The organism is Algibacter sp., assembly GCF_039977455.1.
Classification (GTDB): domain Bacteria; phylum Bacteroidota; class Bacteroidia; order Flavobacteriales; family Flavobacteriaceae; genus Algibacter_B.
In genome coordinates, this window is record NZ_JBDWDG010000031.1 from 81,844 (window position 1) to 95,751 (window position 13,908).

14 protein-coding genes are annotated in these 13,908 nt (G+C 32.3%); 11 read left to right on the plus strand and 3 right to left on the minus strand.

The genetic code is table 11. The features are described from left to right. The first annotated feature begins 25 nt into the window (after positions 1 to 25). A complete protein-coding gene (locus ABJM36_RS15195; protein WP_348452341.1) occupies positions 26 to 421 on the plus strand; it encodes an SRPBCC family protein in 396 nt (131 codons plus the stop codon). Here the strand turns inward: ABJM36_RS15195 and ABJM36_RS15200 are convergent. Continuing rightward, on the minus strand, positions 418 to 1,149 hold the full coding sequence (locus ABJM36_RS15200; RefSeq protein WP_348452342.1) for a biotin--[acetyl-CoA-carboxylase] ligase: 732 nt from the start codon (positions 1,147 to 1,149) through the stop codon (positions 418 to 420). The genes ABJM36_RS15195 and ABJM36_RS15200 overlap by 4 nt on opposite strands. A gap of 94 nt (positions 1,150 to 1,243) precedes the next feature. Here ABJM36_RS15200 and rsfS point away from each other — a divergent pair, with 94 nt between their 5' ends. The 6 genes from rsfS to ABJM36_RS15230 all read left to right on the plus strand — a co-directional run bounded on the left by rsfS (position 1,244) and on the right by ABJM36_RS15230 (position 6,047). Next, a complete protein-coding gene (rsfS, locus tag ABJM36_RS15205) occupies positions 1,244 to 1,615 on the plus strand; it encodes a ribosome silencing factor (RefSeq protein WP_092851508.1) in 372 nt (123 codons plus the stop codon). A gap of 9 nt (positions 1,616 to 1,624) precedes the next feature. Further along, complete coding sequence (ftsH, locus tag ABJM36_RS15210; RefSeq protein ID WP_348452343.1) at positions 1,625 to 3,589, plus strand: ATP-dependent zinc metalloprotease FtsH; 1,965 nt, start codon at positions 1,625 to 1,627, stop codon at positions 3,587 to 3,589. Positions 3,590 to 3,710: 121 nt separating this feature from the next. Then, positions 3,711 to 4,319: an LUD domain-containing protein gene (locus tag ABJM36_RS15215; RefSeq protein WP_348452344.1), complete on the plus strand. Its 609-nt coding sequence runs from the start codon at positions 3,711 to 3,713 to the stop codon at positions 4,317 to 4,319. 1 nt (position 4,320) lies between these two features. Then, a complete protein-coding gene (locus ABJM36_RS15220; RefSeq protein WP_348452345.1) occupies positions 4,321 to 5,142 on the plus strand; it encodes a phosphatidate cytidylyltransferase in 822 nt (273 codons plus the stop codon). Next, positions 5,132 to 5,788: a phosphatidylserine decarboxylase family protein gene (locus ABJM36_RS15225; protein WP_348452346.1), complete on the plus strand. Its 657-nt coding sequence runs from the start codon at positions 5,132 to 5,134 to the stop codon at positions 5,786 to 5,788. The genes ABJM36_RS15220 and ABJM36_RS15225 overlap by 11 nt, the downstream gene beginning before the upstream one ends. Further along, the gene (locus tag ABJM36_RS15230; protein ID WP_348452347.1) at positions 5,781 to 6,047 is read left to right on the plus strand and encodes an acyl-CoA-binding protein; all 267 of its coding nucleotides are present in this window, start codon (positions 5,781 to 5,783) and stop codon (positions 6,045 to 6,047) included. The genes ABJM36_RS15225 and ABJM36_RS15230 overlap by 8 nt, the downstream gene beginning before the upstream one ends. Positions 6,048 to 6,244: 197 nt before the next feature. On the opposite strand, the gene ABJM36_RS15235 is transcribed toward ABJM36_RS15230, so the two are convergent. Beyond that, on the minus strand, positions 6,245 to 8,878 hold the full coding sequence (locus tag ABJM36_RS15235) for a valine--tRNA ligase (RefSeq protein ID WP_348452348.1): 2,634 nt from the start codon (positions 8,876 to 8,878) through the stop codon (positions 6,245 to 6,247). A 305-nt stretch (positions 8,879 to 9,183) separates the two neighbouring features. Here ABJM36_RS15235 and ABJM36_RS15240 point away from each other — a divergent pair, with 305 nt between their 5' ends. Then, on the plus strand, positions 9,184 to 9,600 hold the full coding sequence (locus ABJM36_RS15240; RefSeq protein ID WP_348452349.1) for a DUF1573 domain-containing protein: 417 nt from the start codon (positions 9,184 to 9,186) through the stop codon (positions 9,598 to 9,600). Between the two features lie 55 nt (positions 9,601 to 9,655). Here ABJM36_RS15240 and ABJM36_RS15245 read toward each other — a convergent pair whose 3' ends face one another. Then, positions 9,656 to 10,984, minus strand: coding sequence for an aspartyl protease family protein (locus ABJM36_RS15245; protein WP_348452350.1), 1,329 nt, complete (start codon positions 10,982 to 10,984; stop codon positions 9,656 to 9,658). A 118-nt stretch (positions 10,985 to 11,102) separates the two neighbouring features. Here ABJM36_RS15245 and ABJM36_RS15250 point away from each other — a divergent pair, with 118 nt between their 5' ends. The 3 genes from ABJM36_RS15250 to ABJM36_RS15260 all read left to right on the plus strand — a co-directional run bounded on the left by ABJM36_RS15250 (position 11,103) and on the right by ABJM36_RS15260 (position 13,907). After that, the gene (locus tag ABJM36_RS15250) at positions 11,103 to 12,293 is read left to right on the plus strand and encodes a pyridoxal phosphate-dependent aminotransferase (RefSeq protein WP_348452351.1); all 1,191 of its coding nucleotides are present in this window, start codon (positions 11,103 to 11,105) and stop codon (positions 12,291 to 12,293) included. Beyond that, the gene (gene murB / locus ABJM36_RS15255) at positions 12,293 to 13,306 is read left to right on the plus strand and encodes a UDP-N-acetylmuramate dehydrogenase (RefSeq protein ID WP_348452352.1); all 1,014 of its coding nucleotides are present in this window, start codon (positions 12,293 to 12,295) and stop codon (positions 13,304 to 13,306) included. The genes ABJM36_RS15250 and murB overlap by 1 nt, the downstream gene beginning before the upstream one ends. A 67-nt stretch (positions 13,307 to 13,373) precedes the next feature. Further along, positions 13,374 to 13,907 (plus strand): RNA polymerase sigma factor, encoded by a 534-nt coding sequence (locus ABJM36_RS15260; RefSeq protein ID WP_348452353.1) that lies wholly within the window; start codon positions 13,374 to 13,376, stop codon positions 13,905 to 13,907. Position 13,908 lies beyond the last annotated feature (1 nt).

The window sequence follows — 13,908 nt, forward strand, 5'->3', positions numbered from 1 at the left end:
TTACTTATAACAACTTTACAACAATATGAAATTAGAATCTCCGAAAATTAGTGTAAAAAAATCCCCTGAAGACGTTTTTAACTTTCTGTCAGATATAAAAAATTTTGAATCTTTAATGCCGGAAAAGATTAGCAAATTTGAAGTTTTAGCTGAAGACAAATTTCTGTTTGCGTTAAAGGGCATGCCAGAAATTGTATTGAAAAAGAAAGAAGTTACACCTCCAAATAAAATTGTTTTAGGTGCTGCTGGCGGAAAAATAGATTTTTCATTAATAGCTAATATTATCCAAATAGACGCGGAAACAAGTGAGGTTAAACTAGATTTTAAAGGCGATTTTAACCCTATGATGGCCATGATGATTAAAAGCCCAATCACTAAATTTATTGAAACACTAGTAACAAGTATCCCGAAATCCATTTAATACAAAAGGGTAATTTCTTTTAAATCGAATGCCTTCAATACATCATCCTCTAACAGGACTTGAAGATACCCTGCATCGGAAACACTTTTTATAAAACCAGAAAACATTTGGCCTTCAGCATTTTTAAATGTTGAAGGTTTATTTTTTCTAAACAGTTGTGCTTCATATTCTGCCTTTATAGTTTCGTATTTTCCATCTTTTAATATCAAAAAATAGTCTTTAAAATTACTAATAACAGCCAAAAGGATTTCGTTTATATCAAAAGCCTTATTAGTAATACTTTTTAATGAAGCGGCTTTAGGTAAATTCTCGAATGTGGTTTGGTTAACATTTAAGCCTATTCCAATAATTGAAGCATTAATTTTATTTTGTTTTATGACATTTTCTATTAAAACGCCACATATTTTTTTGTCTGCTGACAAAATGTCGTTAGGCCATTTTACACTCAATTTAGGAATTTCAAACGACCTTAAAGTTTTTAAAAGCGCCAACGAAGTTATCATGCTTATATAAAAAGGATACTCTAAATGAACATCTGTAAAATCCTTAAACACACTAAACATCAGGTTTTTACCAGACTCAGAACTCCAAACAGCACCTCTTTGCCCCTTACCTTCAGTTTGATTTTCTGCCGTAACTACTGTGTAATCTCCAATAAATTCTGAGTTTCCTAACGCCTTTAAATAGCTATTAGTTGAATCAATGGCATTAAGTTTGACTATACGCATATAAAAGTTATTAACAATACTATAAAATCTTATGAAAATTTTAAAGTATAAAGAACTAAAAAAATAATAACTTTGCACAAATTAATTATATTTAATGGCGAAAGAAAAAATAAGCGCAGACCAATTAATATCAGTAATAATCAGTGGGATTGAAGATGTTAAAGGAAAAGAAATTAATATTCTAGATTTAAGGGAAATTGAAAACACGGTTTGCGATTACTTTATTATTTGCGAAGGAACTTCAAATACGCAGGTAAACGCTATTGTAAATTCTATCCAAAAGAAAGTAAGTAAAACTCTTAAAGATAATCCTTGGCATACCGAAGGTGCAGATAATGCCGAATGGGTATTAATTGATTATGTAAATGTTGTTGTCCACGTATTTCAAAAACATATTAGAGAATATTATGATATTGAAAGTCTTTGGGGTGATGCAAAAACAACTGTTATAGAAACGAGTTACTAAAAAGAACAAATGGCAAACGATAAGAAAAATATAAAGGATAAAAAGCCTAAATTTAGTCCGTATTGGGTTTATGGAGTACTAATAGCCCTTTTCTTGGGGTATCAACTATTTAGTGGCGCCAATTACCAAGACGCGAACAAAACAACACCTTCAGACTTTTTTAAGTATTTAGAGGACGGAGATGTCTCACGTATTGATATCATTAAAAATACCCGAGTAGCAAAAGTATATCTAACTAAGGAGGCATTAGAGAAAGAGATTCACAAAAACTCTAAACCACAAACATTTATTCCTTCTGCTACGGTATTACCAAACTACAGATTTGAATTTGGTGATCTTCAAAATTTTGAAAATCAATTAAATGAAAAAACCGCAGATTTATCAGCTAAACCCGTAGTTACTTTTGATACCGAAACTAACGACTGGGGCAATTTACTTATGGGAATCCTGCCTTTTATTCTATTAATAGGAGTTTGGATATTTATTATGCGTAGAATGTCTGGTGGTGCTGGCGGTGGTGCCGGAGGACAGATTTTTAACATAGGAAAATCTAAAGCTAAACTTTTTGACCAAAATACAGAAGTTAAAACAAGTTTTAAAGATGTTGCCGGGCTTGAAGGTGCTAAAGAAGAAGTTCAAGAAATTGTAGACTTCCTTAAATTTCCAGAAAAATACACAACACTAGGTGGTAAAATTCCTAAAGGTGCCCTACTTGTAGGACCTCCAGGAACGGGTAAAACCTTATTAGCCAAAGCTGTTGCTGGTGAAGCTAAAGTACCATTCTTCTCATTATCAGGTTCAGATTTTGTTGAAATGTTTGTTGGTGTTGGTGCTTCTCGTGTTAGAGATTTGTTCAAACAAGCTAAAGAAAAATCGCCATCTATCATTTTTATTGATGAAATTGATGCCATTGGTCGTGCAAGAGGTAAAAACGCCATGTCTGGAAGTAATGACGAACGCGAAAACACCTTAAACCAATTATTAACTGAAATGGATGGTTTTGGTACCAATACTAATGTAATTGTAATTGCCGCTACCAACAGAGCTGATATTTTAGATAAAGCGCTTATGCGTGCTGGTCGTTTCGACAGACAAATTTTTGTTGATTTACCAGATGTTCGCGAACGTGAAGAAATTTTCGAAGTACATTTACGTCCTTTAAAAAAGGCAAAAAACTTAGACTTAGATTTTCTATCCAAACAAACACCTGGTTTCTCTGGAGCAGATATTGCAAATGTTTGTAACGAAGCCGCTTTAATTGCCGCTAGAAATGGAAAGAAAGCCGTTGATAAACAAGATTTCTTGGATGCCGTAGATAGAATTATTGGAGGTCTAGAAAAGAAAAACAAAATAATAACACCAAGTGAAAAACGGGCAGTTGCTTTCCACGAAGCTGGACACGCCGTTACAAGTTGGATGTTAGAGCATGCAGCGCCATTAGTTAAGGTAACTATTGTACCTCGTGGCCGATCCTTAGGTGCCGCTTGGTATTTACCAGAAGAACGCTTAATAGTGCGTCCGGAACAAATGCTGGACGAAATGTGTGCCGCATTAGGTGGTCGTGCCGCAGAAAAGGTGATTTTTGATAAAATTTCAACAGGCGCTTTAAGCGATTTAGAAAAAGTAACCAAACAAGCCAGAGCCATGGTAACTATTTATGGTCTTAGCGAAAAAGTTGGAAACCTTACTTACTATGATTCTTCAGGGCAAAATGAATATGGTTTTTCAAAACCATACAGTGAACGCACAGCAGAGTTAATAGATAAAGAAATTTCAGATATTATTGAAAAACAATACCAACGCGCTATAAAGTTGCTTGAAGCTAATAAAGATAAGCTTACCCAACTTGCGGAAGTATTATTGGAAAAAGAAGTTATTTTTAAAGATAACCTTGAAAAAATATTTGGAAAGCGACCTTTTGAAAAGGAAGTAGCTTTAAATACAAAAGAAAGCATAAAAGACGAAGAGGAATAAAGCTCAAACATCTTAATTTGTTAAGCATTTGGTAAAAATCTTAAATTAAGCGTAAGGTTAATTTAAGATTTTTTATATTTGAAGAACCTCATCATAATATCAGTTAATAGCAACACATTAAATGAGTCTTTTTAGAAAACTTTTTGGTTCTAAATCTGCAAAATCAGAAGAAGAATTAAAATCTGACAATAGAGGCAAATACATGCCTGAGATTAAACTACCAATAGACGAAAGGTTTACTATAAACTTTAAAGCTAATGGCGGTAAGTTTCTGTATTGTGAAAACTTAGATGAAATATATAAAACGTTAGAGTACATCATTGACGAAAATGATTGGCAAGAAGAACAAGTTCTTTTATTAGATTCCGAATTAAAAGCTAAGTTTAAAAACTCCAATTTACTTCCAACTAAAAAAATAAGTGAAGCCACTTTTTTCCTTACCACTTGCGAAAACTTAATTGCTAACGATGGTTCATTACTAATTTCATCAAAGCAAATATTTGAAAAGAAACTTCCGGAATTACCTTTTAACTTTATTGTTTTTGCAACAACTAGTCAAATTGTAGATAATATTGGCGAAGGGTTGAGAGGAATAAAGTCAAAAAACAAACAGAACATCCCAACAAACATTACAACAATAAAGCATTTTAAATCTGGAGATAAAAAGGATTTTTTAAGCTATGGAAGTAGCGCAAAAAACTTATACCTACTACTTTTAGAAGACTTATAGTATGAAAGAAACCTTGACACGATCAATTTCTGGAATAATCTATGTTTCATTATTACTTATTTGTATATGCTTTGAACAAGCTTTAATTGGTCTTTTCTTTGTTTTTGGAATGATATGCTTAGGTGAATTCAAAAAACTAATTCAGTTAAAAAGTTTTATTCCTTATATCATTTTTGTTCTATTATATGCTGTTTTCGTATACTGGAAATCCGTATTAAATACCAATGAAGGTTTAACTGAAGCCGTTCAAATTTTAATGGTATTATCCATATTCGTAAACTTATTTTTAATAAAAGATTTATTTTCACCTCGAAGCATACCTTTATTTGCCACTAAACGCTATTTACTCACTACATTTTATGTTTCTAGTGCGTTTGTATTTTTAATTTTAATAGCCAACTATTACGAAAAGTACAACCCTAATATTGTTTTAGGCACATTCATATTGGTTTGGATTAACGATTCTTTTGCTTATTTGGTAGGTAAAAATTTTGGTAAACAAAAGCTTTTTGAAACAATATCTCCTAAAAAAACAGTTGAAGGATTTCTAGGAGGATTATTCTTTTCGTGTGTAGCAAGTTATTTTATTGCTACCTTTACACACACCTTAGGAACTACAAGTTGGTTAATATTAAGTATAATTATAAGTGTATTTGGTACTTTAGGCGATTTAATAGAATCTAAATTTAAAAGACAAGCAAACGTTAAAGATAGTGGGGTTATAATGCCAGGTCATGGCGGATTATTAGACCGACTAGACAGTATATTTTTTGCAGCACCATTTATATATTTATTTTTAAGAATTTTGAATTATGTTTCATAAAGAAGGTCATAAAATTATAATCATTACACTAATTATAGTTGTAGCAGGTTATTTGTTAGTTGATAGGTTTATTGATATTACATGGCTGAGCACCCTTATTATGCTTGTTTTATTAGTGTTCTTAATACTAATACTTCAATTTTTCAGAAACCCTAAAAGGCATACACAACTCAATGATGCCCAGGTTATTTCTCCTGTAGATGGTAAAGTGGTTGTTATTGAAGAAGTTTTTGAAAAGGAATACTTTAAAGAAAAACGTTTACAAGTTAGCGTATTTATGTCTCCAATAAATGTGCATGTTACTCGTTATCCTATTGGCGGAAACGTTGTTTTTAGCAAATACCACCCAGGCAAATACCTTGTTGCATGGCATCCTAAAGCTAGCGAAGAAAACGAACGTACCACTGTAGTTGTTGAAAATAAAACATACGGCAAAGTGCTACACAGACAAATAGCAGGAGCTTTAGCTAAGCGTATTGTAAATTATGCAACGGTTGGCGATAAGGCCGTTCAAGGTGGTGAATCAGGGTTTATAAAATTCGGGTCTAGAGTCGATTTATATTTACCTTTAGATACTAAAATTAAGGTGGCGTTAAACCAAAAAGTTAAAGGAGGCGAAAGTATTATTGCAGAAATTAATGAGTAGTACTAAATTAGACATACAATTTGAAGAGGCTGTTGCGAGAGTTAATGCGCATAAAGAGCCATTTCCTGCAGACACGCTTTTAAAACTTTATGCTTATTATAAAAAAGCAACGAACGACTACGGACGCCCAAAAAGTAAAAAAGAAATAATTAATGCGTTTAAAACAAACGCTTTATTTCAGGCTAAAGGACTTTCAGAAGATGATGCTAAACAAGCCTATATTGACTTGGTTACCAATTACTTTTTATACAGAAAATAATTTTCAATACCGTTTCCTTCACAAGTATTGATTTTCAAAAATTCTCCTTTCTTTTTAATAAGACATGCTTATGCATAAAATTTTATTCATACACTTTCTTTAAATTTGAAAACAGTTTTTAAACAAACATTTTAAATAAAAAACAGCCATGGTATGTATAACACCATGGCTGTTTTGAATTAATTTGAAACTCTATACTAGCCTAAACTCGCCAAACTCGTTTTCAACGTTTCTATTTTAGCTAAAGCATCAGCTTCCTTTTTCTTTTCACTTGCTACTACTTGCTCCGGCGCACCTGCAACAAAACGCTCGTTAGAAAGCTTCTTTTGTACCGATTTCAAGAATCCCTCTGTATAGTTAAGCTCATCGGTTAATTTTTTAATTTCAGCGTCAACATCAATAGCACCAACCATTGGAATAAAATACTCATTCGATTTTACTCTAAAGGTTAATGCACCTTCAACAGCTTCAGAAATAGACTCTATACCTTCAAGATTTCCTAATTTAGCTATAACCCCATGAAAGGTAGTATTAGATTTTTCATTATTTATAACTGAAAAACCAATAGCATCTTTAAAAGCTATATTTTTCTGCTTTCTAATATTTCTGATCCCTGAAATAACTTCCGATGCAAATTCAAACTCAGTAATTAACAAATCGTTAATTGGTTTAGCTTCAGGCCATTTTGAAATGATTAAAGCTTCTTCTGGTGTGCGTTTAGAAATATACTGCCAAATCTCTTCCGAAAGGAATGGCATAAACGGGTGCAATACTTTCAAATTATTTTCGAAAGCCTCAATAACCAATTTATACGTTTTGGCATCAATTGGTTTTTGATATGCAGGTTTAATAATTTCTAATAACCACGAAGAAAAATCGTCCATGATTAATTTATAAATAGCCATTAAAGCATCGCTCAACCTATATTTACTAAAATGATCTTCAATTTCTACTAAAGCTTTTTGAAACTTAGCTTCGTACCACTCTAAACCAACTTTTGCAGTTTCTGGTTGCGGTATTGTTTCATCTATTTCCCAACCTTGAATTAATCGAAATGCGTTCCAGATTTTATTTCCAAAACCCTTTCCTTGTTGACAAAGCGCTTCATCAAACATTAAATCATTTCCTGCAGCAGAACTTAATAACAAACCAACACGAACACCATCGGCACCATATTCTTCAATAAGTTTTAAAGCATCAGGAGAATTCCCTAAAGATTTACTCATTTTACGGCGTTGCTTATCGCGAACTAAACCTGTTAAGTAAACATTTTCAAAAGGCTTTTTATCTTTATACTCATATCCAGCAATAATCATACGAGCCACCCAGAAGAAAAGAATATCTGGACCTGTAACCAAATCGTTGGTTGGATAATAGTATTTTATTTCTTCGTTTTCAGGATTGCGAATGCCATCAAACACACTCATTGGCCATAACCAAGATGAAAACCAAGTATCTAATGCATCTTTATCTTGTTTTAAGTCGGAAGCTTGAAGTTGAGGGTTTGAAGTCACAATTTTTGCCTTATCAAGAGCTTTCTCAATATTTTCGGCTACAACAAAATCCTCTTTTCCGTCGCCATAAAAATACGCAGGAATTTGTTGTCCCCACATTAATTGACGCGAAATATTCCAATCGCGGATATTTTCCATCCAATGACGGTAGGTGTTCTCGAACTTTTTAGGGAATAACTTAATATCATGATCCACTAAAACCGACTTAATAGCAGGTTTTACTAACTCTTCCATTTTTAAAAACCACTGGTCACTTAAACGAGGTTCAATAACAGCCTTTGTTCTTTCAGATGTTCCTACTTTATTTAAATGCGTTTCGGTTTTAACTAAAATCCCGTTTTTCTCTAATTCTTTAGCTATTTCCTTTCTAACTACAAAGCGATCTTTACCTTCATAATGTAATCCGAAGCTATTTAAAGACGCATCTTCATTAAAAATATCGATAACTTCTAAATTATGCTTATCTCCTAGATTCTTATCGTTTTCATCGTGTGCAGGTGTTACTTTTAAACATCCTGTTCCAAACTCCACATCAACATACTCATCTTCAATAATAGGAATAACACGATTACAAATAGGTACAATAGCCTTCTTTCCGCGTAAATGATTAAATCGCTCATCGTTAGGGTTAATACAAATTGCCGTATCTCCAAAAATAGTTTCAGGACGTGTAGTTGCAATGGTTAGTGTGTCATCACTACCATCTATTTTATATTCTAAATAATATAGGTTTCCTTGACGTTCTTCATGAATAACCTCTTCGTCAGACAAGGTCGTTTTAGCTTCTGGATCCCAATTAACCATACGGTAACCACGATAAATCATGCCTTTTTCGTATAAATCAACAAAAACCTTAATAACAGCTTCACTCATCTCATCATCCATGGTGAATTTAGTCCTTTCCCAATCACAAGAACATCCTAATTTTTTAAGTTGTTCTAGAATAACACCACCATACTCATCAGTCCATTCCCAGGCATGCTTTAAAAACTCATCGCGAGACAAGTCGTTTTTATCGATACCTTGTTCTTTCAATTTAGCAACTACCTTGGCTTCTGTAGCAATAGATGCGTGATCTGTACCAGGTACCCAACATGCATTTTTACCCAATAAACGTGCACGACGAATTAAAACATCCTGTATGGTATTATTTAGCATGTGCCCCATGTGTAACACACCGGTTACATTTGGTGGCGGAATTACAATAGTGTAAGGCTCTCTTTCATCTGGTGTTGAATGAAAATAATTATGTTTCATCCAGTAGTCGTACCATTTACTTTCTACCTGATTTGCATCATATTTTGATGGAATTTGCATGCTTTGGAATAGTTTTTGAATATTGAGGTGCAAAAGTACTCATATTTCTTTTTCTATAAAAACTATATCGAGTAATTGAAAAGATGGTGAACAACTAATTTTAACACTAATTAAACATTGTTATAGAAATGTTATATGTATTTTTAGCGGTGATTGATATGTTAACACTTACGCATTACATCTAATATTTTTGCAGATTATAGTAAAAGTAAGTATGTTTGGCAGGGTTTTGGAGCTAAAAATCATAAAATGCCCATTTAATTATTAGGCTTTAAAATTTAAGAATATATAAAAAGGATAAAATTATGAAACAATTAATTACTATTTTATTTATCGGATTAATAAGTTTTGGTATTAACGCTCAAGCAAAAATTGAGTTTAAAACAGAAACTATTGATTATGGTACTGTAGAAAAAGGTGCTAACGGTGTAAGAGTATTTGAATTTACAAATACTGGAAATGAGCCATTAATAATATCGAACGTTAAGTCGTCTTGCGGCTGTACTGTTCCTTCTAAACCGGAAGGCCCAATTATGCCAGGTAAAACAGGTGAAATTCAAGTTAAGTATGATACTAACAGAGTTAATCCTATTAGAAAAACAATTACAGTAATGTCTAACGCAGAAACACCAACTGTAGCTTTAAAAATTAAAGGTTTAGTTGTAGACACAGGCAAAGCCAATGTACTTGACAAAAAAGAAAAGAGCATTGTAGAAAACTAAAATACTCTATAAAATTTAAAAGAGGCTTGACCAGTAGTGTTCAAGCCTCTTTTTTTTACATTAACTTTTTAAGTTTAAAGTTAAAACTTAAAACCTCGCCATCTCTATCTACAACTAACTTTATTTTTTTTCCATCTTCTCCATAAAACATGTGCATAATTTGTTGTAAGGTAAATTGATAACTCTTTTTTCCATTTATACTTAAAATTACATCTCGTATTTTGAGGCCTGCTAATTCTGCTGGAGATCCTGGTCTTAATTCAACTACCGCATAAGCCGGTATTAAAGAAATGGTTAAGGCATTCGAATAAACGAGTTCACCTTTTTTAACCTGAGACTCATTGGTAGTTTTTGAATCGTTTCTTTTTAATTCTTGTATAACCCTAATACCATCATGCGCTAATTCTACTCCACTTTTATTATAACTAAATGGATCTTTAAACTTCCTGTTTTTTTTAATAACCATAAGTGCCTTTCTATAGTCAAATATGATATTGAACCGCTTTAAAACATCTCCTGATATACTTCCATTTCTATCTTTTATTTGCGTAGCATGAAATATATTTTCGGTGTTAGGGAATGCTACATTAGCATTTTTAAGCACAAAACTTTGTAGTGATAACTCTTTTATTTTAGAACGCCTACCATATACACTTCCATTTAATCCATGCCCTAGAAAATCGTCAAAATATTTCTCACCGCACTTAATACCGCGTTCTTCATCTTCAAATAACCATAAAGCATCACTACCTCCAGAATCTATCAAAAGTTTTACGGGTATATCCATGTTGTCTAAATTTACCTTAACATTTACATACGGCTTGCCATTATAAAATTCTAAATTTAACTGTTCGCAACTTTTACATTTTTTAGTTTCATAGGTTTCAGGACTGGTTAACCTCAAAAACTTTTTCGAATAATTTATTTCGACTACTAAATCTTTAAATAAATCGAAACCAATAATACCATGTACCGGGAAACCTAAACGAGGCGCTAGATTTAAATTACTGTTGTAAACGGCATATAAATCTTGATTTAGTTTAACGGCATCACCAATTTTAAAAATATTATTGGAAGATTTCAAGGCTTCAACCGATTCTCCTCCACCCAAACCTCTTAATGTAATACTTTCTGTATTCTTAATGTTTAAAGAATCTGAAACGTTTAAAAAATTAAAAATTATAGGTTTACTTACCCCTGTATCTAACAAAAATGACAGTGTTACTCCGTTAATCTCAACCGGAATAACTATTAAATTATTAATTAATTTGAATTTAATTTTATGTGATTGTTTTTTATTTTGAACAACAAACTTATTCTGAGATAAGGTTGAAAACCACAAAAGACAGAAAAATAATACAAAAATTAAACTTTTATTCATCATTAATTTAATTAATAGCATATTCAATTTACAAATCTTTAGTTTAGCATAATTATTTACCGCTATTTTTTTAAAAAAATTTAAGATTATTTTTTAAAATTTGTAGCTTAAAAAAAGATAAATGCCAACTATATCTAAAAAAGGGCATAATATGCCTGCTTCACCAATTCGAAAGCTCGTTCCGTATGCAGAACAAGCTATTAAAAACGGAAAAAGCATTTACTATTTAAATATTGGCCAGCCTGATATAAAAACCCCCGAGGTAGCATTAAATGCTGTTAAACAAAACGATATTGAAATTTTATCGTATTCAAGATCCGAAGGCTCTGACTCTTATAGAAAAAAGTTAGCCAAATATTATAACACCCATAATATTGAGGTAACTTATGAAGATATTATAGTTACAACAGGAGCAAGTGAAGCACTACTTTTTTTATTTAGTAGTACTATGGATCCCGGTGATGAAGTTATTATTTCTGAACCTTTCTACGCCAATTACATTGCCTTTTCTACAGCTTCGGGAGTTAAAGTAGTGCCGGCTATTTGTAATATAGAAGATAATTTTGCACTTCCTTCTGTTTCTGCATTTGAAAAACTAATAACACCAAAAACCAAAGCTATTTTAATATGCAATCCGGGAAACCCTACAGGTTACTTATACTCAAAAGAAGAAATTGAGCAACTTGCTGGGCTTGCGGTTAAACATGACTTATTTTTAGTTGCAGATGAAGTTTATAGAGAGTTTGTTTATGACGGTCATAAACACCATTCTATCATGGAAGAAAAAGGTATTGACGAACATGCAGTAGTCATTGATTCCGTTTCAAAACGTTACAGTATGTGTGGTGCACGTGTTGGCTGCCTTGTTACTAAAAATAAACTTGTAAGAGAAACGTTTCTTAAATTTGCTCAAGCTAGGTTGAGCCCTCCAACTTATGCCCAAATAGCAAGTGAAGCTGCCTTAGATACTCCTCAAAGTTACTTTGATAATGTTATTGAAGAATATGTGGGCCGAAGGGATATATTAATTAGCGAACTTAATAAAATTGAAGGTATTAAAGTGGCCAAACCTAAAGGTGCTTTTTATTGTATTGTTGAGTTACCTATAAAAAATTCTGACCATTTTGCAAAATGGCTTTTAGAAGACTTCCATATTGATAATGAAACGATTATGGTAGCTCCAGCTGCTGGATTTTATTCTACACCAGGAATTGGTTTAAACCAAATTAGAATTGCTTACGTACTTAATAAAGAAAGCTTAATTAAAGCTGTTTATATTTTAAAAGAAGCTTTAAAAGTTTATAAAGACTAGTGCAAATACAAAATAACATATCGTTAAAACCATTCAATACTTTTGGTATTGATGCAAATGCAAAACACTATGTTTCGGTTAGTAATTTAGTTAATTTAAAAAACATCCTAACTGCACCCGATTATCCTAATAAACTTATTTTAGGCGGAGGCAGCAATATGCTATTAACTAAGGATTTTGATGGTCTAGTTATCCACATAAACTTTAAAGGCATAAAAATTATATCGGAAAATGAGGATACCGTTATTGTACAGGCCAATGCTGGAGAAAATTGGCATGAGTTTGTACTATGGTGTATAAAAAATGATTTTGGCGGAATTGAAAATTTGTCCTTAATTCCTGGTAACGTCGGTACAGCTCCCATTCAAAACATTGGCGCTTATGGCATTGAACTTAAAGATGTTTTCGAATCTTGCCAAGCTATTGAATTGACCACCAAAACCATTAAATCTTTTTCTAAAACAGACTGTAAATTTGGCTACAGAAATTCTATTTTCAAACAAGAAGCCAAAGGGAAATTTATTATTACAAGTGTTCGTTTTAAACTTTCAAAAAAACAACACAACTTAAGTGTTAATTATGGTGCAATAACCTCGCAATTAGAAGTTATGAAGGTTAGTAAACCAACCATACAAGATATTTCAAAAGCTGTCATAAGTATAAGAGAAAGCAAATTACCAAACCCAAAAGAGATTGGTAACAGCGGAAGTTTTTTTAAAAACCCCGTAATTCCAAAAGCCCATTTTAATACATTACTTGAAAATTTTAAAGATATTCCTAATTACCCTGTAACAGAACACGAGGTTAAAGTGCCTGCAGGCTGGTTAATTGAAAAAGCAGGCTTTAAAGGCAAATCGTTTGGATCTTATGGTGTTCATAAAAACCAAGCTTTAGTGCTTGTTAATTATGGCAATGCGAAAGGTGAAGATATATTAAACCTTTCTAAATTAATCCAAAAAACAGTATTACGTATTTTTGGAATTTCAATTGAAGCCGAAGTAAACATCCTTTAATCTAAAAGAAATTTCTAACTTTGGTAAAACATTTAGCAACTTAAAGCACTTATAAAAACCAACCATCTTGATTTCACCAATAGAAAAGCAAATAGTTACTTTACTTCAAAATAGCGATAAGAAAGCGATTAGCCTGCTTTATGAAAACTATGCTGATGCCTTATTGGGGGTTATAAAAAAAGTAATTTCAGATGACGATACGGCCCAAGATGTGCTTCAAGAAACCTTTGTGAAAATTTGGCGATACGCTAAAAAGTACGATGCTAGTAAAGCAAAACTATTTACTTGGCTTTACAGAATCGCCTATAATTCAGCTATTGACAAAATTCGATCGCAGAAGAATAAAACCAATAATGAAGTCCAAATGGAAACTTCAACCGTATATAAAGTAACATCCAACGAACTAAATCAGGATGTTTTGGATATAAAAAAACATTTAAGTAGTTTAGATATAAAATACCAAATAGTGATTAATGCACTCTTTTTTGAGGGCATGACGCAGCAAGAAGCTAGCGACGAATTAGAAATCCCATTGGGAACCATAAAATCAAGATTAAAAATAGGATTACGTGAATTAAAAAAAATTTACGATCCTCAATAAC

Excerpts from the sequence above, each read along its gene's own strand:
- ABJM36_RS15195 (WP_348452341.1), top strand. The coding sequence starts at position 26 with ATGAAATTAGAATCTCCGAAAATTAGTGTAAAAAAATCCCCTGAAGAC.
- ABJM36_RS15200 (WP_348452342.1), bottom strand. The coding sequence starts at position 1,149 with ATGCGTATAGTCAAACTTAATGCCATTGATTCAACTAATAGCTATTTA.
- rsfS (WP_092851508.1), top strand. The coding sequence starts at position 1,244 with ATGGCGAAAGAAAAAATAAGCGCAGACCAATTAATATCAGTAATAATC.
- ftsH (WP_348452343.1), top strand. The coding sequence starts at position 1,625 with ATGGCAAACGATAAGAAAAATATAAAGGATAAAAAGCCTAAATTTAGT.
- ABJM36_RS15215 (WP_348452344.1), top strand. The coding sequence starts at position 3,711 with ATGAGTCTTTTTAGAAAACTTTTTGGTTCTAAATCTGCAAAATCAGAA.
- ABJM36_RS15220 (WP_348452345.1), top strand. The coding sequence starts at position 4,321 with ATGAAAGAAACCTTGACACGATCAATTTCTGGAATAATCTATGTTTCA.
- ABJM36_RS15225 (WP_348452346.1), top strand. The coding sequence starts at position 5,132 with ATGTTTCATAAAGAAGGTCATAAAATTATAATCATTACACTAATTATA.
- ABJM36_RS15230 (WP_348452347.1), top strand. The coding sequence starts at position 5,781 with ATGAGTAGTACTAAATTAGACATACAATTTGAAGAGGCTGTTGCGAGA.
- ABJM36_RS15235 (WP_348452348.1), bottom strand. The coding sequence starts at position 8,878 with ATGCAAATTCCATCAAAATATGATGCAAATCAGGTAGAAAGTAAATGG.
- ABJM36_RS15240 (WP_348452349.1), top strand. The coding sequence starts at position 9,184 with ATGAAACAATTAATTACTATTTTATTTATCGGATTAATAAGTTTTGGT.
- ABJM36_RS15245 (WP_348452350.1), bottom strand. The coding sequence starts at position 10,984 with ATGATGAATAAAAGTTTAATTTTTGTATTATTTTTCTGTCTTTTGTGG.
- ABJM36_RS15250 (WP_348452351.1), top strand. The coding sequence starts at position 11,103 with ATGCCAACTATATCTAAAAAAGGGCATAATATGCCTGCTTCACCAATT.